This window comes from Paenibacillus sp. FJAT-26967 (assembly GCF_001541095.1).
Lineage (GTDB): Bacteria > Bacillota > Bacilli > Paenibacillales > NBRC-103111 > Paenibacillus_F.
In genome coordinates this window covers 42,290-60,438 of sequence record NZ_LMXH01000011.1, presented here as the reverse complement: position 1 = coordinate 60,438, position 18,149 = coordinate 42,290, and the positions used below count along the sequence as shown (strand labels likewise).

Annotated in this window: 28 protein-coding genes; 2 read left to right on the top strand and 26 right to left on the bottom strand. The window is 45.5% G+C overall.

The window, feature by feature from the left end; all coding sequences use genetic code 11:
- Positions 1-286: 286 nt before the first annotated feature.
- Positions 287-505 (bottom strand): hypothetical protein, encoded by a 219-nt coding sequence (locus AR333_RS25530; RefSeq protein WP_068777709.1) that lies wholly within the window; start codon positions 503-505, stop codon positions 287-289.
- Positions 506-669: 164 nt separating this feature from the next.
- The gene (locus AR333_RS23020) at positions 670-1,290 is read right to left on the bottom strand and encodes a stage II sporulation protein M (RefSeq protein WP_253735952.1); all 621 of its coding nucleotides are present in this window, start codon (positions 1,288-1,290) and stop codon (positions 670-672) included.
- 102 nt (positions 1,291-1,392) lie between these two features.
- Here AR333_RS23020 and pdaB point away from each other — a divergent pair, with 102 nt between their 5' ends.
- Positions 1,393-2,175: a polysaccharide deacetylase family sporulation protein PdaB gene (pdaB, locus tag AR333_RS23015; protein WP_068777708.1), complete on the top strand. Its 783-nt coding sequence runs from the start codon at positions 1,393-1,395 to the stop codon at positions 2,173-2,175.
- A gap of 154 nt (positions 2,176-2,329) precedes the next feature.
- On the top strand, positions 2,330-3,106 hold the full coding sequence (gene gerD, locus AR333_RS23010; RefSeq protein ID WP_068777707.1) for a spore germination lipoprotein GerD: 777 nt from the start codon (positions 2,330-2,332) through the stop codon (positions 3,104-3,106).
- A gap of 83 nt (positions 3,107-3,189) precedes the next feature.
- Here the strand turns inward: gerD and AR333_RS23005 are convergent, their stop codons facing one another.
- The 24 genes from AR333_RS23005 to AR333_RS24415 form a co-directional block, all read right to left on the bottom strand.
- Entirely contained in the window at positions 3,190-4,296 is a 1,107-nt protein-coding gene (locus tag AR333_RS23005) for an Mrp/NBP35 family ATP-binding protein (protein ID WP_068777706.1), read from the bottom strand.
- Positions 4,297-4,347: 51 nt separating this feature from the next.
- Entirely contained in the window at positions 4,348-5,106 is a 759-nt protein-coding gene (cwlD, locus tag AR333_RS23000; protein ID WP_068777705.1) for an N-acetylmuramoyl-L-alanine amidase CwlD, read from the bottom strand.
- Between the two features lie 119 nt (positions 5,107-5,225).
- Positions 5,226-6,401, bottom strand: coding sequence for a sulfate adenylyltransferase (sat, locus tag AR333_RS22995; protein ID WP_068777704.1), 1,176 nt, complete (start codon positions 6,399-6,401; stop codon positions 5,226-5,228).
- 32 nt (positions 6,402-6,433) lie between these two features.
- Positions 6,434-7,126: a phosphoadenylyl-sulfate reductase gene (locus AR333_RS22990; RefSeq protein ID WP_068777703.1), complete on the bottom strand. Its 693-nt coding sequence runs from the start codon at positions 7,124-7,126 to the stop codon at positions 6,434-6,436.
- A 425-nt stretch (positions 7,127-7,551) separates the two neighbouring features.
- On the bottom strand, positions 7,552-7,944 hold the full coding sequence (rpsI, locus tag AR333_RS22985) for a 30S ribosomal protein S9 (protein ID WP_068777702.1): 393 nt from the start codon (positions 7,942-7,944) through the stop codon (positions 7,552-7,554).
- Positions 7,945-7,964: 20 nt separating this feature from the next.
- Positions 7,965-8,402: a 50S ribosomal protein L13 gene (gene rplM / locus AR333_RS22980; RefSeq protein ID WP_068777701.1), complete on the bottom strand. Its 438-nt coding sequence runs from the start codon at positions 8,400-8,402 to the stop codon at positions 7,965-7,967.
- 170 nt (positions 8,403-8,572) lie between these two features.
- Complete coding sequence (gene truA, locus AR333_RS22975; protein WP_068777700.1) at positions 8,573-9,343, bottom strand: tRNA pseudouridine(38-40) synthase TruA; 771 nt, start codon at positions 9,341-9,343, stop codon at positions 8,573-8,575.
- 127 nt (positions 9,344-9,470) lie between these two features.
- Positions 9,471-9,833 (bottom strand): 50S ribosomal protein L17, encoded by a 363-nt coding sequence (rplQ, locus tag AR333_RS22970; RefSeq protein ID WP_068777699.1) that lies wholly within the window; start codon positions 9,831-9,833, stop codon positions 9,471-9,473.
- A 24-nt stretch (positions 9,834-9,857) separates the two neighbouring features.
- The gene (locus AR333_RS22965) at positions 9,858-10,802 is read right to left on the bottom strand and encodes a DNA-directed RNA polymerase subunit alpha (RefSeq protein ID WP_068777698.1); all 945 of its coding nucleotides are present in this window, start codon (positions 10,800-10,802) and stop codon (positions 9,858-9,860) included.
- 121 nt (positions 10,803-10,923) lie between these two features.
- Positions 10,924-11,319 (bottom strand): 30S ribosomal protein S11, encoded by a 396-nt coding sequence (rpsK, locus tag AR333_RS22960; RefSeq protein WP_016423660.1) that lies wholly within the window; start codon positions 11,317-11,319, stop codon positions 10,924-10,926.
- A 21-nt stretch (positions 11,320-11,340) separates the two neighbouring features.
- Entirely contained in the window at positions 11,341-11,709 is a 369-nt protein-coding gene (gene rpsM, locus AR333_RS22955; RefSeq protein WP_016423661.1) for a 30S ribosomal protein S13, read from the bottom strand.
- Between the two features lie 20 nt (positions 11,710-11,729).
- Positions 11,730-11,843 carry a 50S ribosomal protein L36 gene (gene rpmJ / locus AR333_RS22950; protein WP_003333770.1) on the bottom strand — a complete coding sequence of 38 codons (114 nt, stop codon included), beginning with the start codon at positions 11,841-11,843 and terminating at the stop codon, positions 11,730-11,732.
- A gap of 89 nt (positions 11,844-11,932) precedes the next feature.
- Positions 11,933-12,151, bottom strand: coding sequence for a translation initiation factor IF-1 (gene infA, locus AR333_RS22945; protein WP_009676800.1), 219 nt, complete (start codon positions 12,149-12,151; stop codon positions 11,933-11,935).
- 2 nt (positions 12,152-12,153) lie between these two features.
- Positions 12,154-12,474 carry a KOW domain-containing RNA-binding protein gene (locus AR333_RS22940; protein WP_068777697.1) on the bottom strand — a complete coding sequence of 107 codons (321 nt, stop codon included), beginning with the start codon at positions 12,472-12,474 and terminating at the stop codon, positions 12,154-12,156.
- Position 12,475: 1 nt separating this feature from the next.
- Complete coding sequence (gene map, locus AR333_RS22935) at positions 12,476-13,228, bottom strand: type I methionyl aminopeptidase (protein ID WP_068777696.1); 753 nt, start codon at positions 13,226-13,228, stop codon at positions 12,476-12,478.
- Entirely contained in the window at positions 13,228-13,878 is a 651-nt protein-coding gene (locus tag AR333_RS22930) for an adenylate kinase (protein ID WP_068777695.1), read from the bottom strand. The genes map and AR333_RS22930 overlap by 1 nt, the downstream gene beginning before the upstream one ends.
- Before the next feature lie 85 nt (positions 13,879-13,963).
- Positions 13,964-15,271, bottom strand: coding sequence for a preprotein translocase subunit SecY (gene secY / locus AR333_RS22925; RefSeq protein ID WP_068777694.1), 1,308 nt, complete (start codon positions 15,269-15,271; stop codon positions 13,964-13,966).
- On the bottom strand, positions 15,271-15,711 hold the full coding sequence (rplO, locus tag AR333_RS22920; protein WP_068777693.1) for a 50S ribosomal protein L15: 441 nt from the start codon (positions 15,709-15,711) through the stop codon (positions 15,271-15,273). The genes secY and rplO overlap by 1 nt, the downstream gene beginning before the upstream one ends.
- Before the next feature lie 31 nt (positions 15,712-15,742).
- The gene (gene rpmD / locus AR333_RS22915; protein WP_068777692.1) at positions 15,743-15,928 is read right to left on the bottom strand and encodes a 50S ribosomal protein L30; all 186 of its coding nucleotides are present in this window, start codon (positions 15,926-15,928) and stop codon (positions 15,743-15,745) included.
- Between the two features lie 11 nt (positions 15,929-15,939).
- Positions 15,940-16,437: a 30S ribosomal protein S5 gene (gene rpsE, locus AR333_RS22910; protein WP_009676829.1), complete on the bottom strand. Its 498-nt coding sequence runs from the start codon at positions 16,435-16,437 to the stop codon at positions 15,940-15,942.
- Between the two features lie 29 nt (positions 16,438-16,466).
- Positions 16,467-16,832 (bottom strand): 50S ribosomal protein L18, encoded by a 366-nt coding sequence (gene rplR, locus AR333_RS22905; protein ID WP_068777691.1) that lies wholly within the window; start codon positions 16,830-16,832, stop codon positions 16,467-16,469.
- Between the two features lie 52 nt (positions 16,833-16,884).
- Positions 16,885-17,427: a 50S ribosomal protein L6 gene (gene rplF, locus AR333_RS22900; RefSeq protein WP_068777690.1), complete on the bottom strand. Its 543-nt coding sequence runs from the start codon at positions 17,425-17,427 to the stop codon at positions 16,885-16,887.
- Between the two features lie 29 nt (positions 17,428-17,456).
- On the bottom strand, positions 17,457-17,855 hold the full coding sequence (rpsH, locus tag AR333_RS22895) for a 30S ribosomal protein S8 (RefSeq protein ID WP_068777689.1): 399 nt from the start codon (positions 17,853-17,855) through the stop codon (positions 17,457-17,459).
- Positions 17,856-17,887: 32 nt separating this feature from the next.
- A complete protein-coding gene (locus tag AR333_RS24415; protein ID WP_040953112.1) occupies positions 17,888-18,073 on the bottom strand; it encodes a type Z 30S ribosomal protein S14 in 186 nt (61 codons plus the stop codon).
- Positions 18,074-18,149 lie beyond the last annotated feature (76 nt).

Sequence of the window (18,149 nt, the reverse complement as noted above, 5' to 3'; positions counted from 1 at the left end):
AGCTCAAAAAGTTAATGCTGACGAGAATTTCTTCTCTGTTTAGCGTCCTGATTGCTCAAGACGTTTCAATCACTCGTTGTTCAGTTTTCAAAGGACAATTTTGAACTTTGTCGGTTCTTGTCGTTTTCGCTGTTATCTCAGCGGCGACTTTTTTAATATAACACATATCAGTCATTCATTGCAAGCTTTTTTTTGAAATTTATTTTTCTTAATCAGCTTGTCCGAATAAGTACTGAATCAGCGAATTAGAATTTACCATGAATCCTTCTCTGGTGTCAAGGATAATTTAATGCTGTACCCGATTACGTGCATATTTAGAGATTTCCCTAGGAGAAGCAAGCCTTGCATACATCCGAAAGATGACTTTGTAACGGGATTCAATTGCTTTCTTTATTTCTTGATCCATTCTTTTATCATTGAGGTCAAACAGCATTTCATCCAACTCTTTGCGGAGTACGTAATCAAGTTCTCTGCACTCTCGTTCGTTAAAAAGAAAACCTAGCATCAATGTAATCCCTACCCCTCTCAACTCTCAACATATGCTAACAGAAGAAAACAACCGGAACGCCGCCAGAATTTTAGTTTGTTGATCCGGCAACCGTTCCGCTTTACTGTTATGCTCATGTTTTGAGCATTTTATGACGGGGATTAAGAAATATTTTACAATTTCTATTTACTTAACAGCCAGAGTGTAACTGTACTTTCAACTAAAGCCGCGAACAGAAGGGTCCCTACTATAAGAAGAATAAGTGGTTTGGTAAGTCCCAGTACGCGCTTAAACTCCGCAGTAATTTTCCCGCTTCTGCTTGGTGCGAACATCGTTCCGAGCATTTGGATCACTAGAATTCCTAATCGAATTCCGTATGCACAGGCCACAATAATAGCCGGAATTTCAAAAACTCCGTGGGGAAGCAATCCTTTTAGAATAAATGAAATGCTTTGCTCTTGAAGTTGATAATCAATGACATACCCCAAAATAAGTCCATTCACTAACAGGACCATCAAAGGAATAATACCAAAGAAAAGCCCCAGATATACAAACATCAAAGATTTGATGGCGTTATTCAGAAAAATAATGATAAACAACCACAGGCTTTGATTGTCCTTCTCTTTAACTAAACCTACAAGCTGCTCCATCCCGGCCAATTGCTGATCAAGAAAAACCTGAAACCGGTCTGAATATTGGACACCAAGCACCAAGCCCGCCACAAAAACTAGCGTCGAGGCAATTAGATAATGCTTCATCTCCCCCATGTGGCGGAATAATGCCTTCCACTGCAATTTCTTCAAGTCCTTAGTCCTCCTTTCCATATTCAACGCATAAGTTATTGGTACGAGCATACATTTTACTAAGCCGGAATACAAGCCCAGGACGAAGGAGGCTATTGAAGCGTGAGTCATTTTTATGTGTATAGCGCAAAAAAAATGAAACAAACCGTTTTTATAACGGTGGCCGTTATGTTCGCTGCAGGAATTGTTTATTCGGAACGTGAAAACATGGCTGTTTTCTCAAGCGGTGCTCCCGCGGCTATTTACAACGTAAAGACGGAAAAGAAACAGATCGCACTGACTTTCGATATTTCATGGGGAGAAGTCCGCACGGATCCTATTCTGGACATTCTCGAACAAAAAGGAGTTAAGAACGCCACTTTCTTTTTGTCTTCTCCTTGGAGCAAAAGTCACCCCGACACCGTCAACCGTATCGTTAAAAGCGGGTATGAGATCGGAAGCCATGGTCATAAGCACGTTAACTACAGCAGTCTTGGAGACGAAGAGATTCGGAAGCAAATCCAAACTGCTCACGGAGTCCTTGAAGATTTAACCGGAAAAGCGCCCAATTTGATCCGCATGCCTAATGGTGATTTTGATAAACGCGTTCTTTCTATTGCTGATCAGCTTGGCTATAGGGTCATTCAGTGGGATACCGACTCATTGGACTGGAAGAACCCGGGTGTGGACCAAATTATTAACCGCGTCGTAAACAAGGCACATCCAGGTGATATTGTTCTGCTGCACGCCAGCGATTCCTGCAAGCAGACTCATGAAGCCTTACCCGCTATTATTGACCAATTGCGCAGCAAGGGTTATGAGTTTGTAACCGTAAGCGAGCTAATGAAACAGGCCCAAACGGAAAACAAGCCGGTGGAAGAAAAATCTTTTAAGCAAGTCTATTAAGAAAAGGCATCGAGAAGATGTTAATTTAACCTTCGGTCAACCGGCCATAATTGCCCATCATTCTCAGTAATCAACCATCCGCTTTAATGATGAAATGCCTCCCCCCCACGCATACTAAAACCATTAACAGAGGGGAAGGGAGTTTGTGTGCGCAATGAACAGAAAATGGATGCGTTTTGCTCCTGCCTTAACCGCCGTCATCCTGCTCTTATCTTCATGCGGATCGGAGACCTCTTCACAGGGGTCTTCATCTTCCCAAAGCAATTATAAAGAAACCAAATCAATGGTGCTCGATATTCTAAAATCTGATGAGGGCCGGGCCGCTATAGAAAAAGCGGCCGCCGGTGGCAGTGGGGGTTCTTCGCTGAAGGCTATGTCAGAAGGAGATAAGCTTCAGATGCAGACAGCCGTAAAAGATGTCCTGACTAACACAGAGAGCAGTAAGTTCATCCGGGATATGATGAAAGACCCTAAATTTGCCGGTGATTTCGCAAAAGCGGTCAGCACCCAGGATAAGCAGCTTCATAAGGATTTGATGAAAGATCCTGAATACCAGAAACAACTGCTTCAAGTCATGAAAAATCCGGAATACGAGCAATTAATGATGGATATGACCCGCTCCGCCCAATATCGTCAGCAGATGATGAATGTGATCCAAGAGTCTTTCCAGAGTCCTATATTCCAAGCTCAGGTGTTCACCATGATGAAGAAAGTCATGGAGGAAGGGATTATACCTAAGAGTTCAGGCGGAGAGAGCGGAAAAGGCGGTCAGGGCGGTCAGGGTGGCCAGGGAGGCGGCCAAGGAGGGCAAAGCGGCCAGGGGGATCAACAGAACAAGCAGGAACAAAGTCAGGATAGCGGGCAGAGTGATAAAAGCAAAGATGAGGCCAGCCAGGAAGAAAAGGACAAGAAAAAGGAAGACGACCAGTAACCCACCCCCCGGATTATACCGGAGTAAATGAATTCGATAGAGCGGAAAAAGCAGCGGCAAAAAAAAGAACTGATGCAGATGCATCAGTTCTTTTGCAATTCTTCGATAACATTAGCTGCCAGTTCCAGATAAATACCGCCTGACTTCGAATCAGCTTTGTAAACCGAAGGAGAAAAGTCCGCTTCGGATACGTGATTAACTGGAGCTCCAAGCGGGATTTGAGCGAGCAGTTTAGTATGAAGCTGTTCGGCAAGCATAGCACCGCCGCCCCGGCCGAATACATAATCCTTCTCGCCGCATTTCGAACATTCGTAATAGGCCATGTTCTCCACCACACCAATAATATCATGCTGCGTCTGTACCGCCATTGCGCCAGCCCTGGCAGCCACGAATGCTGCGGTAGCATGTGGTGTTGTAACCAAGATTTCTTTGCTTTGAGGCAACAGCTGATGAAGATCCAGCGCAATGTCACCTGTGCCTGGCGGCAAATCGAGAAGAAGGTAATCCAGTTCTCCCCAATCTACTTCGTGGAAGAAATTATGGAGCATTTTACCCAGCATTGGGCCGCGCCATATAACCGGTGAATTATCTTCTACAAAGAATCCCATTGAGATTACTTTTACACCGAATTTCACAACCGGATGGATCCGGTTATCGATTAACTGGGGCTGCTCTTCGATCCCCATCATGTCCGGTATGCTAAAGCCATATATATCAGCATCCATGATACCGACTTTCTTACCCAGACGAGCTAGAGCGACAGCTAAATTAGCTGTTACCGTAGATTTGCCGACGCCTCCCTTACCGCTGGCTATCGCGATAAATTGCACAGGAGACTGCGGATCCAGAAGAGGGGCCGCTGCATGTTGACTCTGCGCCGCGTCACTTCCCTCGGATCCCTCGCTCACAGGAGCATTTCCGAGTTCTGCAAACTGGTTCTTCTCATAATCCGTGATTTCTCGAAACCGGATATGAATCTGATCCGCTCCAACTGCGGCAAGAGCATCCTGGATCTGACTTTGCAGTGAAGCTTTATAGACTTCATCTGAAGAAGTCAGTACACAGGTCAGAGAGATTCTGTTTTCTTTAATGACCACGTCTTTGACTAGGTTTAAATCTACGACTGATGCTTTGTACTCAGGGTCTATAATCGGCTGGAGTGCTTGCCGGATAAGCTCTTTGGTCACCATGCGTTCCACCTCGGTAGGCTTATTTCTATTCAGATTATTATAGCATACCCATTAGGAGGAGCGCACTTTCTCCCCTGAGAAATACCTTAAAACTCCCTGATAAATAGAGGCCGCCACTTTCTTCTGATATTTATCATCTGCCAGCATACGTGACTCCTCGGGATTGGATAAAAAACCGACCTCCACTAGGGCGCTTGGCATCTTGAGTGTTTTAAGTAAGTAAACACCTTTATCCGCCTGCTTCGGCACCCGCTCGGTATTCTCCAGGTTTTTCTTTAACTCTTCTTGAATCAGCTTTGATAAGGAAGCATTATCCGGATGATTGGGATAGAAAAAGGTTTGGGCGCCGCTCCATTGTGGAGAAGGATAGCTGTTTAAATGAATACTAATAAACATATCGGCTTTTTTGCCGTTGATGTATTCTGCGCGAGTAAGTAAATCTTCGGTCTTGCGTCGGCTAAGACCCTTCGTTCCTTCCTGTGCAAGATCCGTGTCTGTTTCTCGGGTTAGCACAACCAATGCTCCTGCCTGCTGCAAATAATCGCGTAAATAAAGCGTGATGGCCAAATTAATGTCTTTTTCAATAATTCCGGATGGACTGACTGCACCTCCATCAGGCCCGCCGTGGCCAGCATCTAAAGCAATGGTTCTTCCGGAGAGAGGCATGGACCATTCACTCCATGTTCTTGTAGAGGGAAGCTCGTAGGTATACATGAATGTCATAAGGACGATCAGCAGAGCAGCCATCACGATTCTAATACTGCTATCCCAAGTCAACCACACGACTAATCTTTTTCTAGGTCTCCGCATGAAAAATCCACCTCAGTTCCAATAGACTCTTTTCAATCTATATGGGACAGGGTGGACAATTATACCTTATGAAGTTACGCCGTACATGGGAGTGCGGATATAGACTGTTATGAAAACAATTATGTCGTTATAGCAGCTGGTTCTGACATCCCTTCAATAAGAACGCGGGCAACTTCAGGCCGTGTAAATTCCTTAGGAGGGCATTGTCCGTCTCTAAGAAGCGCACGGACTTTGGTACCCGATAAATGCATATGATCCGCCTTATCGTGAGGACATGTCTTACTCGAGGCCATATTACCGCACTTCGTGCAAAAGAAACTGTGTTCAAAGAATAGAGGGGTTATCCCAATCTCTTCTGCTGTGAAGTTACGGAATATATCTTGGGCTTCGTAGGTCCCATAGTAATCCCCTACACCGGCATGATCCCTACCTACGATAAAGTGTGTACAGCCATAATTTTTACGGACAAGGGCATGGAAAATGGCTTCTCTAGGACCAGCGTAACGCATAGCGGCAGGAAATACACCTAGGAATGCGCGATCTTGCGGATAGTAATTTTCAAGAAGAACTAGGTAGCTTTTCATTCTTACATCCGCTGAAATATCATCCGACTTCGTTTCCCCCACCAGAGGGTTGAGGAATAAAGCATCAACAATTTCCATTGCAGACTTTTGAATATATTCATGAGCTCTGTGTACAGGATTACGCGTCTGGAAACCGACGATCGTTCTCCAATTCTTCTCCGCAAAGATACGGCGTGTCTCGGCAGGGTCAAAGTAAAATTCGTCAAACTTCTCCGGACGGGGTCTGTTCAGCATACGAATTGGTCCGCCGATATAGGTTTCAGGCCTGGATAGCAGCTTCTGAACACCCGGATGTTCTTGATCATTGGTGCCAAATACACGCAACGATTCACGCTCTTGATCAGCTTTATATATGCTGTTTACATCAAGAATGGCGTAGGTAGTATTGTCTTCCCCTACAAGGGCCACCTGAGAGCCGATAACGAGGCTCTGAGCTATTGTTTCTTCAACAGCCAGGGTTATGGGTATACTCCATACTGTACCGTCAGCCAGACGCATATTCTCTACTACAGACAGGTAGTCGTTTTCTTCAAGGAATCCGGTTAATGGAGAAAACGCACCTACTGATATCAGATCCAAATCGGACAATGTCCAAGCATTTACTTTTAGTTGTGTAAGGTTTAAGGCTAGTTTCAGCAGGTTATCACGCTCTGCTCCTACAGCAATGCGATTAATTAAAGAGCCTCCGTGTGGGGCAATTGGAGATGTCATCGTATATTCTCCTTTGTTTTAGTTCGATTAGTTTATTTATGAAGTCCGCACTCTGTCTTTTCATTACCAGCCCAGCGTCCTGCCCTCGGGTCCTCACCAGGTGCGACCGCTTTGGTACAATGGCTGCAACCGATACTAGGATAATTTTGATCATGAAGTGCATTGTAGATAATGCCGTTAGCGCGTATATATTCCCAAACATCCTCGGAAGTCCAGTTCGCAATAGGATTAAATTTGATTAATCCGAACTTTACATCGTACTCAACCTTTTTGGCATTAGCCCTGGTAGGCGCTTGATCACGGCGGATTCCTGTTATCCAGGCATCGTAATTCTTCAGAATATCCGTCAGAGGATCAACCTTGCGAATCCCGCAGCACTCATTAGGCTTGGAAAGCCACAGGTCAGCCCCATATTGAGCAGCCTGCTCTTCAAGTGTAAGTTTAGGAAGAACCTGAATAAACGATTTCTGATAATGGTTCTGAAGGCGATCCCTAGTTTCGTAGGTCTCCTGAAAATGCACGTTTGTATCCAAATAAAAAATATCAGTTTCAGGGCTTACCTTCTGAAGCATATCCACTAACACGACATCTTCAGCTCCAAAACTGCAGGCTAATGTAATGTTAGGAAAAGTTTGTACGGCCCAGCGGATAAGCTCCTCCGGTGATTGATTTTCGAATTCTATTGCAGCTTTAGCTACCAAAGACTCTTTCTCCAATAAGTTCATACCTAGTGTCCTCCTGTTAATTCCGAGTATACGTATATGTTTTATTATTTACCATAATTATAATTCACTTCCTGATGAAGTCAATAGCTATTTTCATACCTTTATATCATATTGAATAAAAGGTTACTTGGTTCCTTTAGATAGGGATCAAAAGACAGGAGGATTTTAGCTATGACGGATGTGTAAATTATAAAATGAATAAAAGCATCATCAAACGGAGTATAAACTCAGTTTTCAGGTATATGAGATGAAGGACTAGCAGGACTTTCCACGCAATATACCTAATGGAAAAAGATCTGGTTGATCAGGTGGTATGTGCATTTTACTTATAGAACACATCTTGCAAAGAAAAAGATGCTTAAGCATAAAAAACCCTTCTATATACACCAAGTAGTGTACATAGAAGGGTTGTTTGTATGCCGATCTTAACGTTTCGAGAACTGAGGTGCACGACGAGCTGCTTTCAAGCCGTACTTCTTACGTTCCTTCATACGAGGATCACGAGTCAGGAATCCTGCACGCTTCAGAGATCCGCGGAACTCAGGATCTGCTTTAAGCAGTGCGCGGGAAATGCCATGGCGGATTGCGCCCGCTTGTCCGCTCATTCCACCGCCGTTAGTCAGTACGAGTACATCGTACTTACCGATTGTTTCAGTCAGCGCCAAAGGTTGTTTCACGATCAGTTTCAGCGTCTCCAGACCGAAGTATTCGTTCAGGTCACGCTTGTTGATGACGATGCGTCCTTCGCCCGGTACGAGACGTACACGTGCTACCGAATGCTTACGACGACCGGTTCCGTAGTATTGAACTTGTGCCACAAGTCAGTCCTCCCTTTCAATTAACCCTGAAGTTCCCAAACTTCTGGTTGTTGTGCTTGGTGTGGATGCTCCGCACCTGCATATACTTTCAACTTCAACTTCATTGCGTTACCCAGACGAGTCTTTGGAAGCATGCCATGAATAGCGAGTTCCAGTACACGTTCAGGCTTTTTATTCAGCATTTCCTGCGCCGTTGTAACTTTCAGGCCACCTGGATGCATGGAGTGACGGTAGTATTTCTTATCTTGAAGTTTGTTACCAGTCAGATGAATCTTCTCTGCATTGATAATAACAACAAAATCACCAGTATCCACGTGCGGTGTGAATTGCGGCTTATGCTTGCCGCGGATAATGCTTGCAGCTTCGCTTGCAAGACGTCCGAGCGTCTTGCCGGTAGCATCAATGATGTACCATTTGCGTTCTACTTCATTGGACTTAGCCATATATGTGGTACGCATGCTTTGATCCTCCTAGAAAATATATCTAAAACCTTATTAACTAACACATTCATAGGTTAAATTACGTCATGTCAATGGCGACTTGAAGACGGGGCCGTGGGGTAGCCCTTCAAGAAACACCATCACATATTTTACAGCATAGTCCAGAGAATAGCAAGAATTAAATTAAACTAATCTGCATATTCTACATTCCACAGCATCAGCCCTTGAGCCACTGCTGTCGGTCCCGCGAGTGCCCGGTTACGTCCCCTCAAAATCGCAGCCATGTCATCAGATGAGCGTTTGCCTTCTCCGACTTGTATTAATGTTCCCACAAGAATCCTTACCATATTGTACAAGAAGCCGTTACCGCAGAAATAAAACTTCAGCTGCCCTGTACCCTCGGCTCCACCAGACAATAGATCAGGCTCTTCATCAATCCAAGCGTCGTATATCGTGCGTACGCGCGATTCGGTTACGGTTCTGATCGAGCAGAACGAGGAAAAATCATGCTGGCCTATAATTGCCGCTAGCGCGTCTCTCATGGCCTCCACGTTGAGTGGACTGTGATGATGGTATTGATAGCGGCGGTTAAAAACATCCGGCATCCGTGCAATACGGATGGTATATGTGTATGTTTTTCGTTTAGCAGATCTGCGGGAATGAAAAGACAGGGGCACTTCATCCGCACAAAGTGCCACGATGTCTTTCGGAAGCCTGGAATTAAGAGCAAGGCACCAGCGTTCAGCGGGTATTTGGGAAGCCGTAGTGAAATTGATCACCTGAGCACGTGCGTGAACGCCAGCGTCCGTACGCCCCGAAGAGGTGATCTTCACCGTTTCCCCGGACAACATCCAAATGGCTCGCTCCAGATGATCCTGAACCGTTTTCCCATGTGGCTGTGTCTGAAATCCCGAGTACGAGGTGCCATCATAACTTACCGTTAAGCGTATATTTCTCACGAACAAGACCCTCCGTATGAACAAACGGACAGGTGAGCGGGAAACCCAAGGACTGTAATCTAATCAGATTACAAAAAAAGGGCTTCAGCAGAATCATACGATTCTGTCCACCCTTTCCCATCCTTTGTTACGCCCGGTCTACCAGTTCCAGATATACCATAGGAGCAGCATCGCCGCGACGAGGTCCTAGTTTAAGGATACGAGTGTATCCACCTGGACGCTCAGCATAGCGGGTAGCAAGCTCGGAGAATAATTTCTGGATAGCATCCTGATCCCCTGCAGATTCACGACGAACAAATGCAGCCGCTTGACGACGAGCATGCAGATCTCCGCGTTTAGCTAATGTAATAAGCTTCTCGGCGATAGAACGAACTTCCTTCGCTTTTGCTTCTGTTGTTTGAATGCGTTCGTTTATGAACAGGTCCGTTACCAAGTCACGAAACAATGCTTTCCGTGCGCTAGAATCACGACCCAACTTTTGGTATGCCATGTCTTAACCCTCCTTCTGAGGTGATTATTCTTCAGTACGCAGGCCAAGTCCAAGCTCTTCGAGCTTCTCTTGAACTTCTTCAAGAGATTTACGGCCGAGGTTACGTACTTTCATCATATCTTCTTCGGTTTTAGTGATGAGCTCTTGCACAGTATTAATACCGGCACGCTTCAAACAGTTATAAGAACGAACAGAAAGATCGAGTTCTTCAATGGTCATCTCCAGAACTTTTTCTTTCTTATCCTCTTCTTTTTCGACCATAATTTCAGCGTCTTTAGCTTCATCGGTTAATCCAACAAAGAGCATTAGGTGTTCCGTCAGGATCTTCGCTCCTAGACTAACTGCTTCCTCAGGGCGAATACTTCCGTCCGACCACACTTCGAGGGTTAGTTTGTCGTAGTTTGTTACCTGGCCTACACGTGTGTTCTCCACACTGTAGTTTACACGGGTAATCGGAGTGTAGATCGAATCAACCGGAATAAGGCCAATCAGCTGCTCATCCCGTTTGTTCTTATCAGCCGGTACATAACCGCGGCCTCTGTTCGCATGGATTCTCATATGAAGACGGGAATCCGACGAAAGAGTTGCGATATGAAGATCCGGGTTCAAGATCTCCACATCACTATCTGCGCGAATATCAGCGGCTGTGATTCTACCTTCTCCTTCGGCGTCAATCTCCAATACTTTTTCTTCATCTGAATGGATTTTCAAAGAAAGTCCTTTCAGGTTCAGAATAATCTCGGTTACGTCCTCCATAACTCCCGGAATAGTCGAGAATTCATGAAGAACTCCGTCGATTTGTACGGAGCTGACCGCAGCACCCGGCAGCGAGGACAATAAGATACGACGTAGTGAGTTACCTAATGTGGTTCCGTATCCGCGTTCCAACGGTTCTACGACGAATTTGCCGTAAGCCCCGTCTTCACTTAAAGATACGGTCTCTATTTTTGGTTTTTCGATTTCGATCATGAAATTAACCCTCCTTCAAAACGTCGTTACCCTGGAACAATCCATAAACGATGTAGTATGCCAATCCTTCAACATCATTATTCACATGTTTAGAATATTTATACCACATGCCGACTTCTAATTATACGCGACGACGTTTTGGAGGACGGCAACCGTTATGAGGAATTGGTGTTACGTCCTTAATCAGGTTGACTTCCAGACCAGCTGCCTGCAAAGAACGGATTGCTGCTTCACGGCCGGCACCAGGACCTTTAACCATGACTTCAACAACTTTCAGACCGTGCTCCATTGCTGCTCTAGCAGCGGATTCAGCTGCCATTTGTGCTGCAAATGGTGTGCTTTTACGGGATCCTTTGAAGCCCAGGTTACCTGCGCTTGCCCAAGACAGCGCATTACCATGTGGATCCGTAATGGTTACGATTGTATTGTTGAATGTGGAGCGGATGTGCGCCACACCGGATTCAATATTCTTACGGTCACGACGTTTAGTACGGACGACCTTTTTAGGTTTAGCCATTGTTCACTCTAACCCCCTTTATTATTTCTTCTTGTTAGCTACAGTACGACGAGGACCTTTACGCGTACGTGCATTTGTCTTAGTACGTTGACCACGAACAGGCAGGCCACGGCGATGACGGATACCACGATAGCAGCCGATTTCTACCAGGCGCTTAATGTTCAGGGCGATTTCACGACGTAAGTCGCCTTCTACTTTGATCGTTTTGTCGATGACTTCACGAATTTTGCTTACTTCTTCTTCAGTGAGGTCGCGAACACGAGTAGATGCGTCAACGCCAGTTTGACTCAGAACTTTCTGAGAAGTGGTTTTACCGATACCGAAAATGTACGTCAATGCGATTTCAACGCGTTTGTCGCGTGGTAAGTCTACACCAGCAATACGTGCCATTGTTGAACGTGCACCTCCTTTTAGCCTTGTTTTTGTTTATGTTTCGGATTTTCGCAAATTACCATAACATTGCCTTTGCGGCGAATGACTTTGCATTTCTCGCAAATTGGCTTGACCGACGGTCTTACCTTCATGTTTATTACCTCCTGAGAGTTTGCCACCGCAAACTTGCTTCGTAAGGGTTGGCCGCTATGTCGGTTAAGACTGCGGCGTCTCTTGCTATTTATTTGAACCGATAGGTTATGCGACCTCTCGTCAAGTCATAAGGGGATAGTTCTACGGTAACCTTGTCACCAGGTAGAATACGAATGAAATGCATTCTGATTTTACCTGAAACGTGGGCCAGTATCTTATGTCCGTTCTCAAGCTCTACCTTAAACATTGCATTCGGAAGAGGTTCAATTACTGTACCTTCCACCTCAATAACATCTTCTTTAGCCATGGTCATTCTCCTTTCTCATCTGCATCAGATTGTAGACTGTCGATAAATATATTCACCGCATGTCTTAACTTAGCATTCGTAACACGGCTGCTTTCCGTTAAACTTCTGGATACTTCTCCACTAATCGTAAGCTGAAGTTGAAGATGTTGAACATTCTTCTTCTTCGGCTGGTCGAATCTGCGCTTATCCCCGTCAGCAATCCATACGAATTTACTGTCTTCAACGCGGATAATGACTGCATACTGACCTTGATCTTTGCCTCGAAGTATCTTTACGATTTGACCGGTTTGGGGCAGCGATCCCTGATTCACCGATTTCTCCATTCTAAACCTTCAGCTGGGTTAGTATTTCATAACCGTTTACCGTAATGGCAATAGTATGTTCAAAATGGGCGCATAAGGAGCTGTCCGTGGTAACAACGGTCCAATCATCATCAAGTGTCTTTACGTAACGCTGTCCGACGTTGACCATAGGTTCGATCGCAAGAACCATCCCCGGCTTGAGGCGAGGGCCCTTGTCTCGAATTCCATAGTTCGGAATTTGTGGGTCTTCATGCAGCTCAGTGCCGATACCATGACCGACATATTCGCGCACCACTGAAAATCCGGCGTCTTCTATGACTTGCTGTATGGCATGTGAGATCGTATACAGCCGAGCATCCGGTTTGGCTTCCGCCAGTCCGGCATACAGCGATCGTTCAGTAACTTCCAGAAGCTTCTGTGCGGTTTCAGAAATCTCCCCGACTCCATAGGTCCAGGCGGAATCACCATGATATCCCTTATATTGTGCCCCGATATCAATGCTGATAATGTCACCCTCGACCAGTTTACGGTTACCGGGAATGCCGTGCACCAATTCTTCGTTGACTGAAGTGCAGATGCTGCCAGAGAAACCATTGTAGCCTTTGAAAGATGGTACGGCTCCTTGACTGCGGATGTATTCCTCAGCGATTTTATCAAGTTCCTTTGTCGTGATACCGGGACGTATAGCTTGCTTCAACCTAACGTGAGTATCCGCTACAATCCGACCGGCTTCCCGCATAAGGTCCAATTCAACTTCGGACTTACAAATGATCATTAAGAATGACCCCGCAGTAATGAACTGATTTGAGAAGTTACATCATGGATATCCTGTTCCCCATCAACCTCGCGCAGTACATTGCGTTTCTGGTAGTACTCAAGAAGCGGTGCTGTCTTCGACGTGTATTCGTCCAAGCGGGTTCCGACTTTTTCTTCCGTATCATCAGATCTTTGGTACAATTCACCGGAGCATTTATCGCATACGCCTTCCTGCTTCGGAGGATTGAACAATACGTGATACGTAGCGCCGCATGATTTACAGATGCGACGGCCGGTCAGTCTGGCCAGCAAGAAGCTGCGGTCAACCGTCAAATTAATGACATGGTCGATACGCTTACCGAGCGAATCCAGAATCTCTTCAAGTGCTTCCGCTTGAGCAATAGTTCTAGGGAAGCCATCCAGAAGAAATCCTTTATCGCAATCCGGCTGCTGAAGACGTTCACGAACGATACCATTCGTGATTTCGTCTGGAACAAGTTTGCCTTGATCGACATAGGATTTAGCTTCTAAGCCGAGTGGCGTCCCTTGACTCATTGCCAGCCTAAAGGCATCGCCGGTTGAAATGTGAGGAATGTTGAATTCACTAACAATTTTCTCCGCCTGAGTACCTTTACCCGCACCAGGAGGACCCATAAATAAAATGTTCATGTTTACCCCTCCTTCGGCACTTGATGGTACGAACAGCACAATAGGTGCTGATGCCGCAACAAAGTGCCTACATCAGAACCTATTGCTATTTGTTGATAAATCCTTTGTAATGACGCTTGATCAGTTGGCTCTCGACAGTTTTCAAAGTCTCCAGTGCAACACCCACAAGAATCAGGAGCGAAGTTCCGCCAATTTGAACCGAACTTGGAAGTCCAGCCAGAGATCCGAAGATCATTGGAAGAATAGAGATGAAAGCTAAGAAGAAAGCACCAGACAAGGTTATTCTCGACATAATTCTTGTCAGATAAGAAGAGGTTGGTTTACCAGGACGAACGCCAGGAATGTACCCTCCGTTCTTCTTCATTTGATCGGCCATTTGCACCGGATTAATCTGCACAAACGTGTAGAAATAGGTGAAACCTACAATCAGTAATACGTATAGTACAAGCGCTAACGGCGCTGATGTGCTGATGTTTAAGTTGGTACTGATCCAGTCCGCTACAGGATTCCCAAGCCAGAAGCTAGCAAGAATCGTAGGGAACTGAAGAAGTGAAACAGCAAAGATTACTGGGATTACGCCTGCAGCATTCACTTTCAAAGGAATGTGCGTACTCTGTCCACCATACATTTTGCGTCCTACAACACGTTTAGCGTATTGAACAGGAATCTTACGAATCCCCTGCTGTACGTATATGACACCAATAACAATGGCAATCAATACGAGCAGTATTAGAACGACTTTCAAAATGTTAAGGAACAGGGCATCTCCAGCATTCGCAAACTGTGTCTGATAAATCTGACTGATTCCTGTAGGAATCGCAGCCACGATACCAGCGAAGATAATAATCGATATTCCGTTACCGATTCCCTTTTCGGTGATCTGCTCGCCCAACCACATCAGGAACATAGTTCCCGCGGTAAGAACAATAGCGATCATCGCATAGGTTGCGAAGCTTGGATTGATTACTAGTCCAGCATTCATGTTGTTAAACCCGATTGCGAATCCGAATGCTTGAATCAAACCAAGAACAACCGTCAAGTAACGAGTGAACTGTGTGGACTTCTTTCTCCCCACTTCTCCCTCTTTCGCCCACTGTGTGAACTTAGGAACAACGTCCATGGACAGTAGTTGTACGATAATCGAGGCCGTAATATACGGGAAAATCGACATCGAGAAGATGGAGAACTGGAACAGCGCTCCGCCGGAGAAAGTGTTCAACAGTCCAAAGATACTATTCTGGCTTGCCTGATCCTGCATCTTCAGGAGCTCCGTATTGATGTTGGGTACCGGAATAAAGGCACCGATCCTGTAGATGATTAACACGAGAAGCGTGAAGATGATTCTCTTTCGCAAATCTTCTACCTTAAAGATGTTGGATAGGGTGCGGAACATTAAATCACCTCGGATTGACCGCCGGCAGCCTGGATTTTATCCACCGCAGATTGAGAGAACTTGTTCGCCTTAACTGTAAGCTTTACAGTGAGTTCGCCATTCCCAAGAATCTTGATCCCATCTTTTTGTGCTTTGACAATACCTGTTTCCATAAGAAGCTCAGGAGTTACTTCCGTACCAGCCTCAAATTTGTTCAGGTCCTCGAGGTTCACGATTGCGAATTCCTTACGGGTTGGATTAACAAAACCACGTTTCGGAAGACGACGGTAAAGTGGGTTTTGACCACCTTCAAAACCTGGACGAACACCACCGCCGGAGCGAGCGTTCTGGCCTTTATGACCACGTCCGGATGTCTTTCCAAGTCCGCTACCTACACCGCGACCAATACGCTTACGAGTGTGGCGGGAGCCTTCTGCAGAGCTAAGCTCATGTAATTTCATAGTTGCACCTCCTCCAGTTTGAGTATGGTTGTTATGCTTGAATTTCTTTAACTTCTACCAGGTGGCTGACTTGATTAATCATGCCGCGAATGGCTTCGTTGTCGTTTTGAACAACAGAGTGGTTCAGCTTTCTAAGACCCAATGCTTGAACCGTCTTCTTTTGTGTTTCTGGACGTCCGATCAGACTACGCTTAAGGGTAATTTGAAGTTTAGACATGTTTATCCTCCTTAACCCATCAACTCTTCAACGGTTTTGCCGCGAAGTTTGGCTACTTCTTCCGCTTTCTTTAGACGGGAAAGACCTTCTAAAGTAGCGTTCACCATGTTCATGGAGTTCGAAGAACCCAGGGATTTTGTTAAAATGTCGCCAACGCCAGCAAGTTCGAGAACTGCACGAACAGGGCCGCCAGCAATAACTCCAGTACCTTCAGATGCTGGTTTCAACAGCACACGTCCAGCGCCGAAATGACCAGTTACAAGGTGAGGAATCGTAGTTCCAACGATAGGAACGTGGACGAGGTTCTTCTTAGCATCTTCAATTCCTTTGCGAATCGCATCAGGAACTTCAGAAGCTTTACCGATACCAGCGCCGACATAGCCGTTACCGTCGCCTACTACGACAAGAGCGCTAAAGCTAAAGCGACGTCCGCCCTTTACAACTTTAGCAACGCGATTAATATGAACAACTTTTTCAGTCAGCTCTAAAGTGTTAGGATCTACACGCAAGTCGTTAACCTCCTTATGAGATGGATTTCTTAAAATTTAAGGCCTGCTTCACGAGCTGCATCAGCCAAAGCTTGAACACGCCCATGGTAAAGGTAACCGCTACGGTCGAAAACGACGTCACTTACACCTTTTTCTTTTGCACGATTCGCAACCAGTTCGCCGACTTTACGAGCAGCTTCGACGTTGCCGCCGTTGCCAACCTCTGTAAGTTCTTTATCCTGAGTGGAAGCCGATACCAGTGTTACTCCGTTCACATCATCGATCAGTTGTGCATACATATGCTTAGCTGAGCGGAAAATATTCAAGCGAGGACGCGCTGGTGTTCCTTGAATTTTCTTACGAACACGCAGATGTCTTTTGAGACGCGCTTTATTCTTATCGCTTTTAGTAATCATGGATTGTACTCCTTTCATCTGTATTCGGAAGTTAGGCAGTGTTTAGGCCGCCTTACTTCTTCTTACCGGCTTTACCTTCTTTGCGAATAATGCGTTCGCCTTCGTATTTAATACCTTTACCTTTATACGGTTCAGGTTCACGTACGGCACGAATTTTAGCTGCTGTTGCACCAACAAGTTCTTTGTCGATGCCTTTTACAGTAATCTTAGTGTTGCTTGGTACATCAAATTCAATGCCGGACTCAGGATTGAACTCAACTGGGTGGGAGTAACCTACGTTCAGGACAAGTTTGTCACCTGTTTTGTTAGCACGGTAACCGACACCAACAAGCTCAAGGTTTTTCGCAAATCCTTCCGTTACTCCTGTTACCATGTTGTTCAATACGCTGCGGGTCGTACCGTGCAGGGAACGATGCAGTTTATGGTCAGAAGGTCTTTCTACCGTAATGACGTTGTCTTGTACGGATACCTTCATTTCTTTATGAAGTTCGCGGGACAGGGTTCCTTTCGGACCTTTTACCGTGATCGTTGTGTTCTCAAGTGTTACATCAACACCACTTGGAACAGTAATTGGCTTGCGACCAATACGAGACATGTTTGCACCTCCATTCAAATGTTTCTATATTACCAGATGTAGCAGAGAACTTCTCCGCCGGATTTTGCTTGACGAGCGTCTTTGTCTGTCATTACGCCACCTGAAGTGGAGATGATAGCAATACCAAGACCGCCAAGTACCCGAGGGATCTCTTGTGATTTTGTGTATACGCGCAGACCAGGCTTGCTGATACGCTTCAAACCGGTGATTACGCGTTCGTTGTTAGGACCATATTTCAGGAACAAGCGAATGATACCTTGCTTGTTGTCTTCAACGAATTCAGCGTCACGAATGAAACCTTCTTTTTTGAGGATTTCAGCAATCTCTTTTTTGATCTTCGATGCCGGGATTTCTACCGTTTCGTGACGAACAATGTTTGCATTACGAATGCGTGTAAGCATATCTGCAATTGGATCAGACATAACCATGGATGTGAACCTCCTTCCCGAAAATAAGTGGATTACCAGCTTGCTTTACGCACACCAGGAATCTGGCCTTTATATGCTAGTTCACGGAAACAAATTCTGCAAATTTTAAATTTGCGGAGAACGGAATGCGGGCGGCCGCAACGTTCGCAGCGTGTGTACGCCTGCACTTTGAACTTAGGGGGACGTTGTTGCTTGATTTTCATCGAAGTTTTTGCCACTTAAATTACACCTCCTACAAGTTTTCGCTTGAAAACTCTCTCCGATCATTTTATCGGCTAAGGGGCTCTCTTCCGA

Coding starts and splice junctions, on each gene's coding strand:
- AR333_RS25530 (WP_068777709.1), bottom strand. CDS start 505: ATGCTAGGTTTTCTTTTTAACGAACGAGAGTGCAGAGAACTTGATTAC.
- gerD (WP_068777707.1), top strand. CDS start 2,330: ATGAACAGAAAATGGATGCGTTTTGCTCCTGCCTTAACCGCCGTCATC.
- AR333_RS23005 (WP_068777706.1), bottom strand. CDS start 4,296: ATGGTGACCAAAGAGCTTATCCGGCAAGCACTCCAGCCGATTATAGAC.
- cwlD (WP_068777705.1), bottom strand. CDS start 5,106: ATGCGGAGACCTAGAAAAAGATTAGTCGTGTGGTTGACTTGGGATAGC.
- sat (WP_068777704.1), bottom strand. CDS start 6,401: ATGACATCTCCAATTGCCCCACACGGAGGCTCTTTAATTAATCGCATT.
- AR333_RS22990 (WP_068777703.1), bottom strand. CDS start 7,126: ATGAACTTATTGGAGAAAGAGTCTTTGGTAGCTAAAGCTGCAATAGAA.
- rplM (WP_068777701.1), bottom strand. CDS start 8,402: ATGCGTACCACATATATGGCTAAGTCCAATGAAGTAGAACGCAAATGG.
- rplQ (WP_068777699.1), bottom strand. CDS start 9,833: ATGGCATACCAAAAGTTGGGTCGTGATTCTAGCGCACGGAAAGCATTG.
- AR333_RS22965 (WP_068777698.1), bottom strand. CDS start 10,802: ATGATCGAAATCGAAAAACCAAAAATAGAGACCGTATCTTTAAGTGAA.
- rpsK (WP_016423660.1), bottom strand. CDS start 11,319: ATGGCTAAACCTAAAAAGGTCGTCCGTACTAAACGTCGTGACCGTAAG.
- rpsM (WP_016423661.1), bottom strand. CDS start 11,709: ATGGCACGTATTGCTGGTGTAGACTTACCACGCGACAAACGCGTTGAA.
- rpmJ (WP_003333770.1), bottom strand. CDS start 11,843: ATGAAGGTAAGACCGTCGGTCAAGCCAATTTGCGAGAAATGCAAAGTC.
- infA (WP_009676800.1), bottom strand. CDS start 12,151: ATGGCTAAAGAAGATGTTATTGAGGTGGAAGGTACAGTAATTGAACCT.
- AR333_RS22940 (WP_068777697.1), bottom strand. CDS start 12,474: ATGGAGAAATCGGTGAATCAGGGATCGCTGCCCCAAACCGGTCAAATC.
- map (WP_068777696.1), bottom strand. CDS start 13,228: ATGATCATTTGTAAGTCCGAAGTTGAATTGGACCTTATGCGGGAAGCC.
- AR333_RS22930 (WP_068777695.1), bottom strand. CDS start 13,878: ATGAACATTTTATTTATGGGTCCTCCTGGTGCGGGTAAAGGTACTCAG.
- secY (WP_068777694.1), bottom strand. CDS start 15,271: ATGTTCCGCACCCTATCCAACATCTTTAAGGTAGAAGATTTGCGAAAG.
- rplO (WP_068777693.1), bottom strand. CDS start 15,711: ATGAAATTACATGAGCTTAGCTCTGCAGAAGGCTCCCGCCACACTCGT.
- rpmD (WP_068777692.1), bottom strand. CDS start 15,928: ATGTCTAAACTTCAAATTACCCTTAAGCGTAGTCTGATCGGACGTCCA.
- rplR (WP_068777691.1), bottom strand. CDS start 16,832: ATGATTACTAAAAGCGATAAGAATAAAGCGCGTCTCAAAAGACATCTG.
- rplF (WP_068777690.1), bottom strand. CDS start 17,427: ATGTCTCGTATTGGTCGCAAGCCAATTACTGTTCCAAGTGGTGTTGAT.
- rpsH (WP_068777689.1), bottom strand. CDS start 17,855: ATGGTTATGTCTGATCCAATTGCAGATATGCTTACACGCATTCGTAAT.